Raw genomic sequence first — 14783 nt, forward strand, 5'->3', positions numbered from 1 at the left:
ACGTGTCACAGGGGCAGTTACGTCGCGAGTAGCGCCTCATTCGGCTCACCCGACGGATCTGGCACATGCCCACGGTGCTGGTAAGGCAAGATCGGATGAGTGCAGATCAGGCTGGCGACCCGCGGCTCACGACTGGCGTTGGCGCAGTCGGGACTGATCGCGGACGCCCTGCGCAACCTGGGTGCCGAGGTCGAACTCGTGCGCGTGCGGACCTTGGGCGATGTGAGCACCGCTCCCTTGTCGAGCCTCGGCGGGGTCGGGGTGTTCGTGGCGGCCGTGCGCGAGGCGGTACTGGCCGGCGACTGCGATCTGGCGGTGCACTCGCTGAAAGACCTGCCCACCAGGCCTGCTGAGGGCCTCACCATCGCCGCCATTCCCGAGCGCGAGGACGCCCGCGACGCCCTGTGCGCCCGCAACAACTTCACCCTCGACGCCCTGCCCGCCGGCTCGTGGGTGGGCACCGGGTCACCTCGCCGGGCGGCGCAACTGGCACTGACCCGTCCAGACCTGCGGGTGGCCGACATTCGCGGCAACGTCGATACCCGGCTGGCTCGCGTCGGCAAGGATTTGGACGCAGTGGTGCTGGCGGCCGCCGGCCTGCACCGACTCGGCCTGGCCGGGGCGATCACCCAGTACCTCGGCACGCTCGACATGATGCCTGCGCCGGCTCAGGGCGCCCTGGCGATCGAATGCCGCAGCGACGACCTGCCGATGATCGAGCTGCTGGCGCGGCTGGACGACCCCGGCACCCGGGCCGCCGTCGAGCTCGAACGGGCGGCGATGCGGGCGGTCGAAGCGGGGTGCGCCGCGCCGTTCGGTGCGCTGGCCCGAGCCAACCTCGGTGACCTGAGCATTCACGCCGTGTTGGCAACCGGCGCGGGGGCGCGTCGCTCGATCGTCGTAGGACCGATCGCTTCGGCCGACGAGCTCGCCCTGCGGGTGGCCGCCGAGGTCGCGCCGCTGCGCGGGCTTCGGGTGCTGATCCCGCCGTCCGGGCTGGCGGACGTGCTCGAGGCCGAACGCACGACCGTCAACACGCAGGCCTTCACCGTCACCGAACCGCTCGCTGTGCGGCCGTTCGTGCAGGCGCTCACCGAGGCCCCCGACGTGATCGCGTTCACCTCGGCCCGCACCGTTCGGGTGCTCACCGAGGGTGGGGTCGACCTGGCAACCGAGATTCCGCTGGGCACGACGATCGCCGCGGTGGGTGACGCCACCGCCGCGGCCCTACGAGAGGCCGGACTAAGGGTGGGGCTGAAGCCCACGAACGGTTCGGGGGGCGCCGCGCTGGCCGGCGTCTTCGCCGACGGCCCCGGCACGGTGCTGATTCCCGGTGCGGCCGACCCGGCCCCCGACCTGGCCGAGGCGCTCGCTGCCCGCGGCTGGAACGTCGTGCCCGTGCCGGTGTATCGAACCATGCCGGTGACGTCCGTGGACGCGACGATCGCAGACGCCTGGCCCGACTACGACGTCTTCGTGGTGACGGCTCCGTCCGTGGCACGCGCGGCCAGCGAACTGCTCGATATGCCTGGTCCGCCGGTGGTTGCGCTGGGCGCGACCAGTGCCGCCGCCGCGGCTGCCCTCGGGTTCGACGTCGTAGGCACGGCGACCGAAGCGACCGCTGCGGGCCTGGTCGACGCGCTGGTGGCGCTGCGAAAGGAACAATCATGATCATTCGCCCTCGCCGGTTGAGAACGACGTCCGCCATGCGATCGCTGGTGGCCGAAACCCGGGTGCACCCTGCACAACTGGTGCTGCCGGTGTTCGTCGCCGACGGGCTGACCGAGCCCGCGCCCATCACCTCGCTGCCGGGCGTGGTGCAGCACACGTTGCGCTCGGTGGCCGACGAGGCCCGCCTGGCCGTGGACGCCGGGCTGAAGGGCATCATGCTGTTCGGCGTTCCCAAGCCGGAAGACAAGGACGCCTACGGCTCGATGGGTTGGGCACCCGACGGCATTCTGAACCGGGGGTTGAGCGCCGTGCGCGACGCGGTGGGCGACGACCTGGTGGTGATGGCCGACACGTGCCTCGACGAGTTCACCGATCACGGCCACTGCGGCGTGCTCGATCAGGTCGGACGGGTCGACAACGACGCCACCCTTGAGCGGTACGTCGAGTTGGCGGTCAGCCAGGCCGTGGCGGGGGCGCACGTGGTGGGGCCGTCGGGAATGATGGACGGCCAGGTGCTTGCGATTCGCACCGGCCTCGACGCGGCCGGATTCGACGACGTGGCGATTCTCGCCTACGCCGCCAAGTACGCCTCGGCGTTCTACGGGCCGTTCCGCGAGGCCGTGAACTCCTCTCTGTCCGGCGACCGGCGCACCTACCAGCAAGATCCGGCGAATCGGCGTGAGGGCGTCCGCGAGGCCGCGCTCGACGAAGCCGAGGGTGCCGACCTGCTGATGGTGAAGCCGGCCGGCTACTACCTCGATGTGCTGGCCGACGTGGCCGCCCAGTCGTCGGTGCCGGTGGCGGCCTACCACGTGTCGGGCGAGTACGCGATGGTGTGGGCGGCGGCCGAGCGGGGCTGGATCGACCGCGACCGCGCGTTGGCCGAGGCCGTCACGGCGATCGTGCGCGCGGGTGCGCACATCGTGCTCACCTACGCGGCGATCGAACTGGCGAAGGGCCTGTCATGAGTGAGGCAGAACGATGAGCTTGTACCAACGCGCGTGCAGGGTGATCCCCGGCGGCGTCGACTCCCCCGTGCGGGCGTTCGGCTCGGTGGGTGGCGACCCGGTGTTCATCGCTCGGGCGTCGGGGCCCTACCTGTACGACACCGACGGCCGCGAATACGTCGACGCGGTGGGCTCGTGGGGGCCGGCGCTGCTCGGCCACGCGCACCCCGAGGTGGTGCGCGCGGTGCAAGAGGCCGCCGCCCGCGGACTGTCGTTCGGAGCGCCGACCGAGGCCGAGGTGGAACTGGCCGAGGCCGTCCGGGCGCGGGTGCCCGAGGCGGCCAAGGTGCGCTTCGTGTCGACCGGCACCGAGGCGTGCATGACCGCGATTCGGCTGGCCCGTGGCGCCACCGGACGCGACCTGATCGTCAAGTTCGCCGGCTGCTACCACGGCCATTCGGACGGCCTGCTGGCCGCGGCCGGCTCGGGGGTGGCGACGCAGGGGTTGCCGGGGTCTGCCGGGGTGACCGCGGCGACGGCCGGGCAGACGATCGTGGTGCCGTACAACGACGAGGCCGCGCTTGAGGCGGTGTTCGACGCCTACCCCGACCAGATCGCGGCGGTGATCACCGAACCGGCACCGGCGAACATGGGCGTGGTGCCGCCGGCGGTCGGCTTCAACGCCTTTCTGCGCGCGATCACCGCACGGCACGGCGCATTGTTGATCTTCGACGAGGTGCTCACCGGTTTTCGCGTGCATCGAAGCGGTTGGTGGGGGCTGGAGCGTTCTGCGGTCGAGACCCCACCGCTGGTCGAGACACCACCCTTGGTCGAGCTTGTCGAGACCACCGCCCCCGCCCCCAAGGCCTCGACGGGCTCGCCCAACGCGGCTCCCGACCTGTTCACCTTCGGCAAGGTGGTCGGCGGCGGCATGCCGCTGGCCGCGATCGGCGGACGCGCCGACGTGATGGACCTGCTGGCGCCGCTCGGGCCGGTGTACCAGGCGGGCACCCTGTCGGGTAATCCGCTGGCCACCGCGGCCGGCATCGCCACGCTGCGACTGGCCGACATCAACGTCTACGCGGCCGTGGACGCGGTGTCGAGCGACCTGCAGGCCGCGGTGAACGAGGCCCTGTTCGAGGTTGGAGTGCCGCATCTGGTTCAGTCCGCGGGCTCTTTGTTCACGGTGTTCTTCGGTGACTTCGACCGCCCCATCACCGACTACGCCGCCGCTCAGCGGCAGGATTCGGCAGCCTTCGCCCGCTTCTTCCACGCGATGCTCGACGCGGGGGTGGCGCTGCCGCCGTCGGGCTACGAGGCGTGGTTCTTGTCGGCCGCGCACGACGACGCGGCGCTGAATCGCATCGTCGAGGCTCTACCGGGTGCGGCGCGGGCCGCCCTGGGCGCAGCATGACCGGCCGGGTGACCCTGGTGGGCGGCGGGCCCGGCGACCCGGGGCTGCTCACCGTCGCGGGCCTGGACGCCCTGCGCTCGGCCGACGTGGTGCTCTACGACCATCTGGTGCCGCTGGCGAGCCTGGACGAGTGCCGCGCAGGCGTGCTGCTGATCGACGTGGGCAAGCTGCCCGGCGGGCGAAGCACGTCGCAGCAGCGCATCAACGAACTGCTCATCGAACATGCCCGCGCCGGACGCCATGTGGTGCGGTTCAAGGGCGGCGACCCGTTCGTGTTCGGCCGGGGTGGCGAAGAGGTGATCGCCTGCGCGGAGGCAGGCATTGCGGTCGAAGTGATACCCGGGGTGTCGTCGTCGATCGCAGGGCCGGCGCTGGCCGGCATTCCGATCACGCATCGTGGCGTCGTGCAGGCGTTCACCGTCGTGTCGGGGCACGTGCCGCCCGGGCACGCCGCCTCGACCACCAACTGGGGTGCGCTGGCGAGGGCCGGGCACACCATCGTCGTGCTGATGGGGGTGGCGAACCTGGCCGCGATCTGCGCCGAACTGGTGGCGCACGGCTCGCCGGCGACCACGCCGGCGGCGGTCGTGGCGGACGCCTGGCTGCCGACCATGACCACAGTGCGCGGCACGGTGGGCGACATCGCGCGGGTCGCAGCGGGGGTGCGTCCGCCGGCGATCGTGGTGATCGGTGACGTCGCGGGGCTGGAACTGGCGGTGACGAGGCCGGTGGCGGAGTCATCCTCGCAATCGCCGGCGGTGACCGAGGAGTTGCGCCCCGCCCGCGAGTCGGACGCCGGCGAACTGCTGGTGCTGCAACGCGCGTGCTGGATGCAGGAGGCCCTCGACAACGACAGCATGGACATACCGGCCCTGCACGAAGATCTGGCGGCGGTGCTGACCGACCTCGCTCAATGGGAGACCTGGGTGCTGCGCCGCGACGGCCGGCTGATCGCCTCGGTGCGAGCGCGCGCGCACGAGACCGACTGGGACATCGGTCGGCTGATGGTGGCCGCCGACCAGTCCGGTCAGGGCATCGGACGCCGGCTGCTGGAACACATCGAGGCCCAGGCACCCTCGTCGGTGACGCGGTTCGCCCTGTTCACCGGTCACCACAGCTACCGAAACCAGCGGCTGTACGCGGCGGCGGGTTACACGGTGGTGGACGGGGCCGACCCGCTTCTGCCACAGATTCCGATCACCGTGCGCATGGTGAAGCCGCGTGGTGGGTAATGGGGACGGTTCCGATTACCGTTCACAGGGATTGCTTGGTGGGTAATGGGGACGGTTCCGATTACCGTTCACGACCGGGATGGATCACTCTCCGTCGGGCAGGTCCTCGGTCAGCATGCCCACCACGCGGTAGCGCGCGCACACGAAGTCCACATTGCGCCCGGTGTCTAACAACTGCAGGTCGAACCGTCCCGACAGCAGCGGACGTCCAGCGCCCAGGGTGACCGGCGCGATGCTGACCACGATCTCGTCGAGCAGGCCCGCCCGGGCGAAGTCGGCGGCCAGCGCTCCCCCGCCGACGATCCAGACGTCCGTGCCATCAGCGGCCCTGGTCAAGTCGGCGTGCACCCGATCGACGGCTCCGTTGGTCAACCGGACGTCCGCCCCATCGATCAACGGCAGGTCGCGATGGGTGAACACCCAGGTCGGTTGCTTGTAGGGCCACGGCTCACCTGACGCGGCCAGGTGTGAGCGTACCCACTCGTAGGTGGTCGCCCCCATGGCGATGGCACCCACGTTGGCGATGAACGCCTCGTAGCCGAACGGGCCGCCGTCTTCTTGGTTCTGTCGAAACAGCCAGTCGAGCGAGTCGTCGGGGTCGGCCAGAAAGCCGTCCAAGGTCGTCGCGGTGTAATAGATCGTGCTCACCGCTCACCTCCAATCAAGGGGCACCTGCGCCAGAATGCGGTGGCTGCTGTGGTCACGGACGATTTCGCCAGTCATCGGACCACCCTGAACGGTAATCGGAACCGTCCCCAATACCCACCACGCAACCCTGTGAACGGTAATGGGAACCGTCCCCATTACCGGTCAGGCGCGCTGAACCGCCCCGAACTGCCGGACGGCCTCGGCCACCGCCGCGTCACGGGCCGCCGCGATCTCGGCGTCCTTCAACGTGCGGTCGGGGGCGCGGAAGCGCAGCGCGTAGGCCAACGACTTCGAACCGTCCGCGATCTGGGAGCCGCGGTAGATGTCGAACAGCCGTATCGACTCCAGCAACTCGCCCGCGCCGGCCACCAGGGCGGCCTGCAACTCACCTGCGCTGACCGTCTCGTCGACGACCAGTGCCACGTCTTCTTTGGCTACGGGGTGCGGCGACAACTGCCCGATCGTGCCGCCGCCCGGCGCCACGGCGATCAGCACGTCGAGGCTCACCTCGGCGGCAGCCGTGCGGGCCGGCAGCCCGAACGCCCGGCACACCAGCGGGTGCAGTTCACCGGCGTGGCCGAACAGCACCTCGGTGCCGTCCGCGGCCGTGACCAGCAGTTTCGCGCACCGGCCCGGATGGAACGGCGCATGGTCGTCGGCCTCACGCCGAACCTCCACGCCCGCCGCCCCGGCCGCCACGTCGGCGAACGCCAACGCCTGCCGCCACGACGCCGGCTCCGCCGGGCCCGTCCAGCCCGCCGGCTTCCAGTCGCCGGTCAGCACCGCGGCCAGATGCCACGGCTGCGGCGGAATCGCCGCCTCGATCGCGGCCAGCTCGGCATCGGACGGCCGCTGCTCGACCCCCGGCATCGGAGCCGCCGCGCCCGAACCGGCCCGGAACACCGCCCCGGCCTCGAACAGCGCCAGGTCGTCGTTGCCGCGCGAGGTGTTGCGCTGCACCGCGACGAACAACCCGGGCAGCAGCATGGTGCGCAGGTACGGGCTCGTTTCGGCCAGCGGGTTGGCCAGCCGCACGGTGGCCCGCCGGCGGTCGTCGGCGGGCAGGCCCAGCTTGTCGAGGTCGTCACCCGAGGCGAACGGCAACTGCAGCACCTGCACGAACCCGGCGTCGGCCAGCGCATGCGTCACCGCCCGACGAATCACCTGGGCCCTGGTCAGCCCGCGCCCGGCGGGCGGGGTGGGCACGATCGACGGAATCTCGTCGAAGCCGATCTTGCGGCCCACCTCTTCGACGTAGTCGTAGGGGTCGCGCAGGTCGCGCCGCCAGGTGGGCGGCAGCAACTCGACGGCGCCGTTTGCCTCGGTGACCTCGACCCCGCTGGCGCGCAGAATCTCGACCACGCGAGCGGCGGGCACCTCAAGCCCCAGGATCTTGCTCGGCAGGTCGGTCGCCATCGTCTGCGACGGCATGGCCGGCACCGCACCCGCGACGGTCTCGGCGCTCGCCAGCACACCCCCACCCAGTTCGACCAGCAGCCGCGCGGCCAGGTGTGCCGCGGCGTAGGTGGCGGCCGGGTCGGTGCCCCGCTCGAATCGCTTGGACGCCTCGGACGGCAGCCCGTGCCGGCGCATCGCCCGCGACACCGTGGCCGGGTCGAAGGCGGCCGCCTCGAGCACGATGTCGGTCGTGTTCGGGTCGCATTCGGTGGTCGCGCCACCCATCACGCCCGCGATGCCGATCGGGCCCGAGTCGTCGGTGATCAGCAGGTCGTCGGCCGACAACGTCCGCTTGACGTCGTCGAGCGTCACGATGGTCTCGCCCTCGACCGCCTTGCGCACCACGATCGGCCCGCGCAGCTTGCTCGCGTCGTAGGCGTGCAACGGCTGCCCCACTTCGAGCATCACGTAGTTGGTGACGTCCACGGGCAGCGAGATGGGCCGCATGCCGGCCATGGTCAGCCGGCGCTGCAGCCAGCGCGGCGATTGCGCCGAGGGGTCGATGCCCGATACGCCCACCGCCACGAACAACGCACAGGCCGGGTCGTCGAGCAGCACCGGGTAGCCGTCGGCCACCGGCGCGGGCACCGACCGGTCGACCACGTCAGTGAACGGCACGCCGAGCGCTTGGCCGGCCTCACGGGCCAGCCCGCGAATCGACATGCAGTAGGCCATGTCGGGTGACACGTTGATGTCGAGCACCTCGTCGCCGAGCCCCAAGAAGGCCGCCGGGTCATCACCCGGCACCAAACCCGACGACTCGGGCAGCACGATGATGCCGCTGTGGTCGACGCCGATGCCCAGCTCGTCCTCGGCGCAGATCATGCCGTCTGAAATGTGCCCGTAGGTCTTGCGCGAGCTGAGCGTGAACCCGCCGGCCAGCACGGTGCCGGGCAGCCCGACCACAACGAGGTCACCAACGGCGAAGTTGTGCGCACCACAGATGATGCCCCGCACCCCCGCGGTGACCGGACGACCCTCGACCGGCGCCGGCGGCACGTCAGGAGCCTGCGCGGCACCCACGTCGAGATGGCACCAGCGAATGATCTTGCCGTTCTTCTGCGGCTCGTCGACGAAGTCGACCACGCGGCCGACCACCAGCGGGCCCACGCCGCCGCCGACGCTCTCGACGGTTTCGACCTCGAGGCCGGCGCGCACCAGGGCCTGCGCCAACTCGTCGCCGGTCACGGTCTGCGGCAGCGCGACCCAGTCGCGCAGCCAGCTCATCGGCGCCCTCATCGAGCGACCCCCTTCAAAGTGCGGCTGAAGCGCACGTCACCCTCGACCAGATCACGCATGTCGCTCAGGTTGTTGCGAAACATCAGCGTGCGTTCGATGCCCATGCCGAACGCGAACCCCGAGTACACGTCGGTGTCGACTCCGCAGGCGCGCAGCACCCGCGGGTTCACCACGCCGCAGCCGCCCCACTCGATCCAGCCTTCCGACTTGCACGTGCGGCACGGACGATCGGGGTTGCCCACCGATTCGCCACGGCAGACGAAGCACTGCAGGTCGACCTCGGCGCTCGGCTCGGTGAACGGAAAGTAGTGCGGCCGCATGCGGGTGCGAATGCCGTCGCCGAACATGGCCGACGCGAAGTGGTCGAGCGTGCCGCGCAGGTGCGCCAGCGACAGCCCCTTGTCGACCGCCAGCCCTTCGACCTGGTGGAACACCGGCAGGTGGGTGGCGTCGTACTCGTCGGCCCGGTAAGTACGGCCGGGGCAGATCACGTACACGGGCAGGTCGCTGCTCAGCAGCGTGCGGGCCTGCACCGGCGAGGTGTGGGTGCGCATCACCAGGTGGTTGCTCGGCGGGTCGACGAACAGCGTGTCGGTTTCGCCGCGGCTGGGGTGGTCGGGGCCGATGTTGAGGGCGTCGAAGTTGAGCCATTCGGCTTCGAGTTCGGGGCCCTCGGCGACCTCCCAGCCCATCGCGACGAACTCGTCACAGATCAGGTCGATCATGCCCGTCACCGGGTGAATCGCGCCCTGCGGCGCCAGCTCGACCGGCAGCGTGACGTCCACGGCCTCGTCGACCAGCACCCGGGCCAGTTCGGCGGCCTCGATCACCTCGGCCCGCTCGGCCAAGGCCTGCTGCACCCGGCCGCGGGCCGCGCCCAGCAGCCGTCCGGCTTCTTTACGATCGGCGGGTGGAATCGCTCCGATGGCGCGGTTGGCCAGGGCCAGCGGCGACTTGTCCCCGGCGTGGGCGAGCCGGGCCTGCTTCAGCGCGGCCACCGAATCGGCGGCCGCGATGGCTGCCAACGCGGCGTCGACCGCCGCCTCGATGGCCTCGGGACGCAGGGCGTCCGCCGGCTGGTTGTCGTGCGGTGACATACGTTCTCCGTTGTCTCGCTGGTGCCGCTGCGCGGCCCGGTTGTGCAGTTGTGGGGTGAGTTGACCGGTCAGTCGGACGCGGTGTGCTGGGCGCTGGCGCTCGCGTAGAGGCAGACGGCCGCTGCGGTGGCCAGGTTGAGGCTCTCGGCGGCACCGTAGATCGGCACCGCGACCGTGGTGTCGGCCAGTTGCAGGTGTTCGGTGGGCAGGCCCCACGACTCGTTGCCCATCACCCACGCGGTGGGTTGGGCGAGCCGGTCGGTGAGGTCTGTGAGTTCGGTGCCCGATTCGCCGTCGGTGGCGAACACCTGCAGGCCCGCGGCCCGGCAGGCGTCGATGGCTTCGGCCAGGTCGACCCCCTCCACGAGCGGCAGGTGAAAGATGCTGCCCACGCTGGCCCGCACGGTCTTGGGGTTGTACACCTCGACCGAGTCCGACGACAGAATCACCGCGTCGGCACCGAACGCGTCGGCGCACCGAATCACCGTGCCGGCGTTGCCGGGGTCACGAATCTGGGCGCAGATCACGACCAGTTGCGGGTCGTCGGCCAGCGCATCTGCCAGCGCAACGTCGACCGTGCGGCAGACCGCGACCACACCTTGTGGCGTGACGGTGTCCGACACGGTGATCAGGTTCTGCTCGCTGACCGCGTAGTGCGGCACGTCGGCGGCCCGGGCGGCGTCCAACAGGTCGACGTGGTCGTGCACCGCTCCCCAGCGGAAGAACACCGACTCGACGGCGTTCGGCACCTTGAGCGCTTCACGCACCGCCTGTGGACCCTCGGCCAGAAACCGTCCGGTCGCCTTGCGTTCCTTCCTGCGCAGCAGAGCCCGGGCGGCGCGCAGCACCGCCTGTGAGGGCTCAGGCAGTTCGAGACGTTCGGTGGACATGGCTGAAACGGCTTTCTAACGTGGGTGTGCCGGTGGGGTGGCTCAGCGCGACGCGCGGAACGTCCGCAGCGTTGCGCCGACCCCGTGCCAGCAGATGATCAGGCGGTCGCGCCGACGTTGGCCTTGGCCAACTCGACCAGTTGGGCGAACGCCGGGGCGTCGCTGACGGCCAGCTCGGCCAGCATCTTGCGGTCGACCTCGACGCCGGCAGCCTTCAGGCCGCTGATGAAACGGTTGTAGGTCATGCCCTCTTCACGCGCGGCGGCGTTGATGCGCTGGATCCACAGCGAGCGGAAGTCGCCCTTGCGGTCTTTGCGGTGCGCGTAGTTGTAGGTGGCGCTGTGGAGCAGTTGCTCCTTGGCCTTGCGGTACAGCCGGGACCGCTGACCGCGGTAGCCGGACGCGGCCTCGAGGACTTCGCGGCGCTTCTTCTGGGCGTTCACGGAGCGCTTGACGCGTGCCATGGTGGGTACTCCTTGTTTTGATCGTCTCGGGTTCTAGCCCGAAACTCGCGCGGTGGCGCGGGTGGTCTGGGTCAGCGGGCCTTGTACGAGCCGAGCAGCTTGCGGGCCTTCTTGGCGTCGCCTTTGGCGACGATCTTGTCGCCGTCGAGGCGGCGGGTCTGCTTGGTGGGCTTGTGCTCGTTGAGGTGCATCTTGCCGGCCTGGCGGTGCATCAGCTTGCCCGTGCCGGTCAGCCGGAACCGCTTCTTGGCGCCCGAGTGCGTCTTCATCTTCGGCATGGTGCCGCTCACTTTCTTTTCGTGGGTCTCACAGGTCGATGTCGGGGTCCATGTTGTCGGCCGGACCCCGGCGCTTCTTGGTCTGGGTGGTGCTCTGGTGGGACGCCCGGTGCTCGGCCTCGGCCTTCGCCTCGGCTTCGGCGTCGGCGACGCGCTGGGCCATGCGGGCCTGCTTCTGCGCCTCGGCGTCGACCCGCGCTTCGGACTTCTTCTTCGTGGGCGAGAGCACCATGAGCATGTTGCGGCCGTCCTGCTTGGGCGCGGACTCGACGAAACCGTCTTCGGCGACGTCGTCGGCCAGCTTCTTCAGCAGGTTGAAGCCGAGTTCGGGGCGGCTCTGCTCACGGCCGCGGAACATGATGGTGATCTTGACCTTGTCGCCGGCCTTGAGAAAGCGCACGACGTGACCCTTCTTGGTCTCGTAGTCGTGGCTGTCGATCTTGGGCCGCAGCTTCATTTCTTTGATCACGGTGTTGGTCTGGTTACGGCGGCTTTCACGGGCCTTCTGGGCGGCCTCGTACTTGAACTTGCCGTAGTCCATGAGCTTGGCGACCGGCGGGCGGGCCATCGGTGCCACCTCGACCAGGTCGAGGTCGGCCTCACGGGCAAGCCGCAGGGCGTCCTCGAGACGGACGATGCCGACCTGCTCACCGGCAGGCCCGACCAAGCGCACCTCGTTTGCGTGGATGCGCTCGTTGATCCGTGGTTCGCTGATGTTTCCTCCAAGGTGTTGCAGCGGATGTGGTCGACCAACAAAAAGGGCCCCCGCGAATGCGGAGGCCCACGTGAACTGGTGGCCTGGCTGCACGAAGCAGCGGCCTGGTTCGACCCGCCGGCCAGGGGCTGGACGGGTGGGAGTGCGGGACTCCACTTCGGCGGACCAGCCTTCACGGCCGGTCGACGGCGTCCACTCTAGCTTGTTGGGCCTACGGACGCCGAATCGAGGAGGCGGTGTCCCTCAGGCTGGGGCGCCGGCCGAGAGCCAACCCCAGCCGTCGGTGAGAGCGATCAGCCGGTTGCCGGTGGCCAGCGGGCCGATCAGCGACTCGTCGATGACGAGCTGATGGGGGCCGGCGACGTCCACGACGATGGCCTGGGCGCCCACCTCGATGGCGGTGGCGGCCACGACATCGAGCGTGCAGGGCACCGGACGGGCGTGGGCGTCGAAGGCCAGCAGGGCGTCCAGACCGGTGAAGGCCAGTGCTCCGGTCTGGCCGGTGGCGGAGGTCATCAGCACCGCGGCCATCTCGGCGTGCCGGGTGGGGTCGGGGCCGTCACCGGCCTCGTCACCGTCGGCGACGATGGGCAGCAAGAGTCGCGCCGCACACAAGGCCGCGACCGCCGACAGGTAGTCGTCGGTGGATCGGCCGACCGCGGCAGCGGCGAGGGCCGCGCGTACCGCGTCGTCGGGGTCGCCGCGATCGCCCGCCCAGGCGGCGTTCGGCTGGCCAAGAGTGCTCACCCCCCCTAGCCAATCACACCGCGGACACCCCCGTTCGGCGCTAGTGGAACCCCGGTTTTGCTGGCACGCTGACCCCATGGATCTCTCCACGTGGGTGATGGTCGTGGTGCTGGCGTGGACCGTTCTCGGTCTCGTGCTGGTGGCCTCGATCTGGAGTCGGGCGCCATGGAAGGCCGTCATGGCCTGGCTCGGCATCGCGCTGGTGCCGGTGGGCCTGTGGCTGGCGGGTCTGAGCCAGCAGGCGATCGACGGTTGGAACACACTCGCGCTGTGGTGGCAGAACCTCACCTTCACGATTCCGGTGATCATCGGGCTGAGCGTGCTCGGGTTGGCGGCGGTGCTGTTGCTGGGCTCTCGCCTGGTGCCCACCCGTAAGCGCACACGCAAGCCCAAGCCGACCACCGGGCCGTCGACGGGGCCCTCGAGCGTTCCGCCGGCCAGCTCGCCGCCGAGCTACCGGCAGCCGCCGGCGTCGGGCACTCAGGCCGAGCAGACCCTGATTCTGCCCGAGAACCGCACGGGCACCTGAGGGGTCACCGACAGAGATCCCGGCAGGCCGGATGACTGGGTTGGGTGTCGGTCCCCGGCGCTCGCGGGGCTGGCGCTCAGGTGCCTTCAGTCGGACTGCGGCGGCTCGGTGCCGTAGGCGGCCGCCAACCGGTGCCGCAGGTCGTCCACACATCGGTCGGCGTAGTCACGGTCGCTGCGTTGAATGCCGATCAGGGCGCGCTGCTCGACCTCGGTGCGCAGCAACACGAACGGCCACGCGTCACCGTCGCGGTAGCGAATCGCCTTCACCTCGCTCCAGGGCACCTCATAGGTCTTCAGGCCGTTGCGAAAGCGCAGCCCGTCGGCGTCGGCGTGCACGTAGCACAGCCCGATGCCCATGGCGAGGGCCACCACGATCGCCAGAAAGAACAGCAGGGTGATGATCTGCACGGGGGTGAACTGGTCTTGCACCTGGGCCGGGGTCATCAACCAACCCAGAATGGACGCCAGCACCAGGGTCAGCGACAGCGACAACCCCATGCGCAGGGCCGCTCTCGGGCGGTACGTGACGGGGGTCACCGGGCTGCCGCCGGCTGGTGCCGTGCTCACCGTCGCCGCCTCACAGCCGGCAGGCGACGATGTTCGTCACCAGAATCGCGTCGGCACCCACGTCGTAGAGCCGGTCCATGATCTGGGGGGCGTCCTGCCGCGGAATCATCGCCCTGACGGCCAGCCATCCGGCTTTGGCCAGGGGCGACATGGTGGGCGCGTCCAGGCCGGGGGTGATCGCGCAGGCCGCGTCGAGCTTCTGCTCGGGCACGTTGTACTCGACCATGTAGTAGTTGCGGGCCGTCAGCACACCGGTGAGCCGGCGCACCAGCCGGCCGAGGCCGGCGGGCTCGGGGGCGTCCGCGCGTTGAATGAGAATGGCTTCGGAGGTCATGATCGCCTCGCCGAAGAGCTCGAGCCCGGCCCGCTTCAGGGTGCTGCCGGTCTCGACCACGTCGGCCACCGCGTCTGCCACGCCGAGTCGCACCGACGATTCGACGGCGCCGTCGAGCTTGATCAACCGGGCGCCGATGCCGTGGCCGTCCAAGTACTCGCGCACCAGACCGGCGTACGAGGTGGCGATGCGCTTGCCGGCCAGGTTTGCGACGGTCCAGGACGCTCCCCCGGGTGCGGCGAAGCGAAACCGGGTGCCCCCGAAGCCCAGCGGCAGCACCTCGACCGCCGCGGCCGCTGAGTCGATCAGCATGTCGCGGCCGGTGATGCCCAGATCGAGGGTGCCCTCGCCGACGTACACCGCGATGTCGCGCGGGCGCAGGTAGTAGAACTCGACCCCGTTGTCTTCGTCGAGCAGCACCAGGTCTTTGGTGTCGTGGCGCTGTCGGTAGCCCGCCTCGCGCAGCATCTCGGTGGACGCCTCAGACAGGGAGCCCTTGTTGGGCACGGCGATTTTCAGCAGCGGACGCTCGGACACCCGGCTGACTTTAC

At 70.1% G+C, this 14783-nt stretch carries 15 protein-coding genes and 1 pseudogene; 6 read left to right on the forward strand and 10 right to left on the reverse strand.

All coding sequences use genetic code 11. The features are described 5' to 3' along the window. Nucleotides 1–99 precede the first annotated feature (99 nt). From hemC to MPLG2_RS19385, 5 genes and pseudogenes are all read left to right on the forward strand, one after another. Nucleotides 100–1671, forward strand: coding sequence for a hydroxymethylbilane synthase (gene hemC / locus MPLG2_RS18435; RefSeq protein ID WP_158680979.1), 1572 nt, complete (start codon nt 100–102; stop codon nt 1669–1671). Then, on the forward strand, nt 1668–2639 hold the full coding sequence (gene hemB, locus MPLG2_RS08095) for a porphobilinogen synthase (protein ID WP_105185689.1): 972 nt from the start codon (nt 1668–1670) through the stop codon (nt 2637–2639). The genes hemC and hemB overlap by 4 nt, the downstream gene beginning before the upstream one ends. A 13-nt stretch (nt 2640–2652) precedes the next feature. Further along, nucleotides 2653–4032 (forward strand): glutamate-1-semialdehyde 2,1-aminomutase, encoded by a 1380-nt coding sequence (gene hemL / locus MPLG2_RS08100; RefSeq protein ID WP_105185690.1) that lies wholly within the window; start codon nt 2653–2655, stop codon nt 4030–4032. After that, a pseudogene (gene cobA / locus MPLG2_RS19380) lies at nt 4029–4757 on the forward strand (uroporphyrinogen-III C-methyltransferase); the annotation flags it as partial. The gene hemL and the pseudogene cobA, both read left to right, overlap by 4 nt. 132 nt (nt 4758–4889) lie before the next feature. Next, a complete protein-coding gene (locus tag MPLG2_RS19385; RefSeq protein ID WP_231935991.1) occupies nt 4890–5264 on the forward strand; it encodes a GNAT family N-acetyltransferase in 375 nt (124 codons plus the stop codon). Between the two features lie 84 nt (nt 5265–5348). Here the strand turns inward: MPLG2_RS19385 and MPLG2_RS08110 are convergent, their stop codons facing one another. From MPLG2_RS08110 to MPLG2_RS08145, 8 genes are all read right to left on the reverse strand, one after another. Then, on the reverse strand, nt 5349–5912 hold the full coding sequence (locus tag MPLG2_RS08110; protein ID WP_105185691.1) for a dihydrofolate reductase family protein: 564 nt from the start codon (nt 5910–5912) through the stop codon (nt 5349–5351). Between the two features lie 162 nt (nt 5913–6074). After that, the gene (gene pheT, locus MPLG2_RS08115) at nt 6075–8609 is read right to left on the reverse strand and encodes a phenylalanine--tRNA ligase subunit beta (RefSeq protein ID WP_105185692.1); all 2535 of its coding nucleotides are present in this window, start codon (nt 8607–8609) and stop codon (nt 6075–6077) included. Beyond that, complete coding sequence (pheS, locus tag MPLG2_RS08120) at nt 8606–9706, reverse strand: phenylalanine--tRNA ligase subunit alpha (protein ID WP_105185693.1); 1101 nt, start codon at nt 9704–9706, stop codon at nt 8606–8608. Before pheS ends, pheT begins: the two co-directional genes overlap by 4 nt. 68 nt (nt 9707–9774) lie before the next feature. Then, on the reverse strand, nt 9775–10596 hold the full coding sequence (locus tag MPLG2_RS08125; protein WP_105185694.1) for a TrmH family RNA methyltransferase: 822 nt from the start codon (nt 10594–10596) through the stop codon (nt 9775–9777). A gap of 98 nt (nt 10597–10694) precedes the next feature. Beyond that, entirely contained in the window at nt 10695–11060 is a 366-nt protein-coding gene (gene rplT / locus MPLG2_RS08130; protein ID WP_105185695.1) for a 50S ribosomal protein L20, read from the reverse strand. A 71-nt stretch (nt 11061–11131) separates the two neighbouring features. Continuing rightward, nucleotides 11132–11338 (reverse strand): 50S ribosomal protein L35, encoded by a 207-nt coding sequence (gene rpmI, locus MPLG2_RS08135; protein ID WP_105187552.1) that lies wholly within the window; start codon nt 11336–11338, stop codon nt 11132–11134. Nucleotides 11339–11366: 28 nt separating this feature from the next. Then, nucleotides 11367–12074, reverse strand: a complete 708-nt coding sequence (gene infC / locus MPLG2_RS08140; protein ID WP_105187553.1) for a translation initiation factor IF-3 — start codon at nt 12072–12074, stop codon at nt 11367–11369. A gap of 222 nt (nt 12075–12296) precedes the next feature. Continuing rightward, a complete protein-coding gene (locus tag MPLG2_RS08145; protein WP_231935911.1) occupies nt 12297–12800 on the reverse strand; it encodes an SseB family protein in 504 nt (167 codons plus the stop codon). Nucleotides 12801–12876: 76 nt separating this feature from the next. Here MPLG2_RS08145 and MPLG2_RS08150 point away from each other — a divergent pair, with 76 nt between their 5' ends. Further along, nucleotides 12877–13329, forward strand: a complete 453-nt coding sequence (locus MPLG2_RS08150) for a hypothetical protein (RefSeq protein ID WP_105185697.1) — start codon at nt 12877–12879, stop codon at nt 13327–13329. Nucleotides 13330–13415: 86 nt separating this feature from the next. Here MPLG2_RS08150 and MPLG2_RS08155 read toward each other — a convergent pair whose 3' ends face one another. Beyond that, on the reverse strand, nt 13416–13898 hold the full coding sequence (locus MPLG2_RS08155) for a PH domain-containing protein (protein WP_105185698.1): 483 nt from the start codon (nt 13896–13898) through the stop codon (nt 13416–13418). Between the two features lie 10 nt (nt 13899–13908). Then, nucleotides 13909–14754: an ATP phosphoribosyltransferase gene (gene hisG, locus MPLG2_RS08160; RefSeq protein WP_197710163.1), complete on the reverse strand. Its 846-nt coding sequence runs from the start codon at nt 14752–14754 to the stop codon at nt 13909–13911. Between the last annotated feature and the right edge of the window lie 29 nt (nt 14755–14783).

The organism is Micropruina glycogenica, assembly GCF_900289045.1.
Lineage (GTDB): Bacteria > Actinomycetota > Actinomycetes > Propionibacteriales > Propionibacteriaceae > Micropruina > Micropruina glycogenica.

Bases quoted from the DNA above. Each gene is read 5' to 3' on its own strand.
- hemL (WP_105185690.1), top strand. From the start codon at position 2,653: ATGAGCTTGTACCAACGCGCGTGCAGGGTGATCCCCGGCGGCGTCGAC.
- pheS (WP_105185693.1), bottom strand. From the start codon at position 9,706: ATGTCACCGCACGACAACCAGCCGGCGGACGCCCTGCGTCCCGAGGCC.
- MPLG2_RS19385 (WP_231935991.1), top strand. From the start codon at position 4,890: ATGGACATACCGGCCCTGCACGAAGATCTGGCGGCGGTGCTGACCGAC.
- pheT (WP_105185692.1), bottom strand. From the start codon at position 8,609: ATGAGGGCGCCGATGAGCTGGCTGCGCGACTGGGTCGCGCTGCCGCAG.
- MPLG2_RS08150 (WP_105185697.1), top strand. From the start codon at position 12,877: ATGGATCTCTCCACGTGGGTGATGGTCGTGGTGCTGGCGTGGACCGTT.
- rpmI (WP_105187552.1), bottom strand. From the start codon at position 11,338: ATGCCGAAGATGAAGACGCACTCGGGCGCCAAGAAGCGGTTCCGGCTG.
- rplT (WP_105185695.1), bottom strand. From the start codon at position 11,060: ATGGCACGCGTCAAGCGCTCCGTGAACGCCCAGAAGAAGCGCCGCGAA.
- MPLG2_RS08125 (WP_105185694.1), bottom strand. From the start codon at position 10,596: ATGTCCACCGAACGTCTCGAACTGCCTGAGCCCTCACAGGCGGTGCTG.
- hemB (WP_105185689.1), top strand. From the start codon at position 1,668: ATGATCATTCGCCCTCGCCGGTTGAGAACGACGTCCGCCATGCGATCG.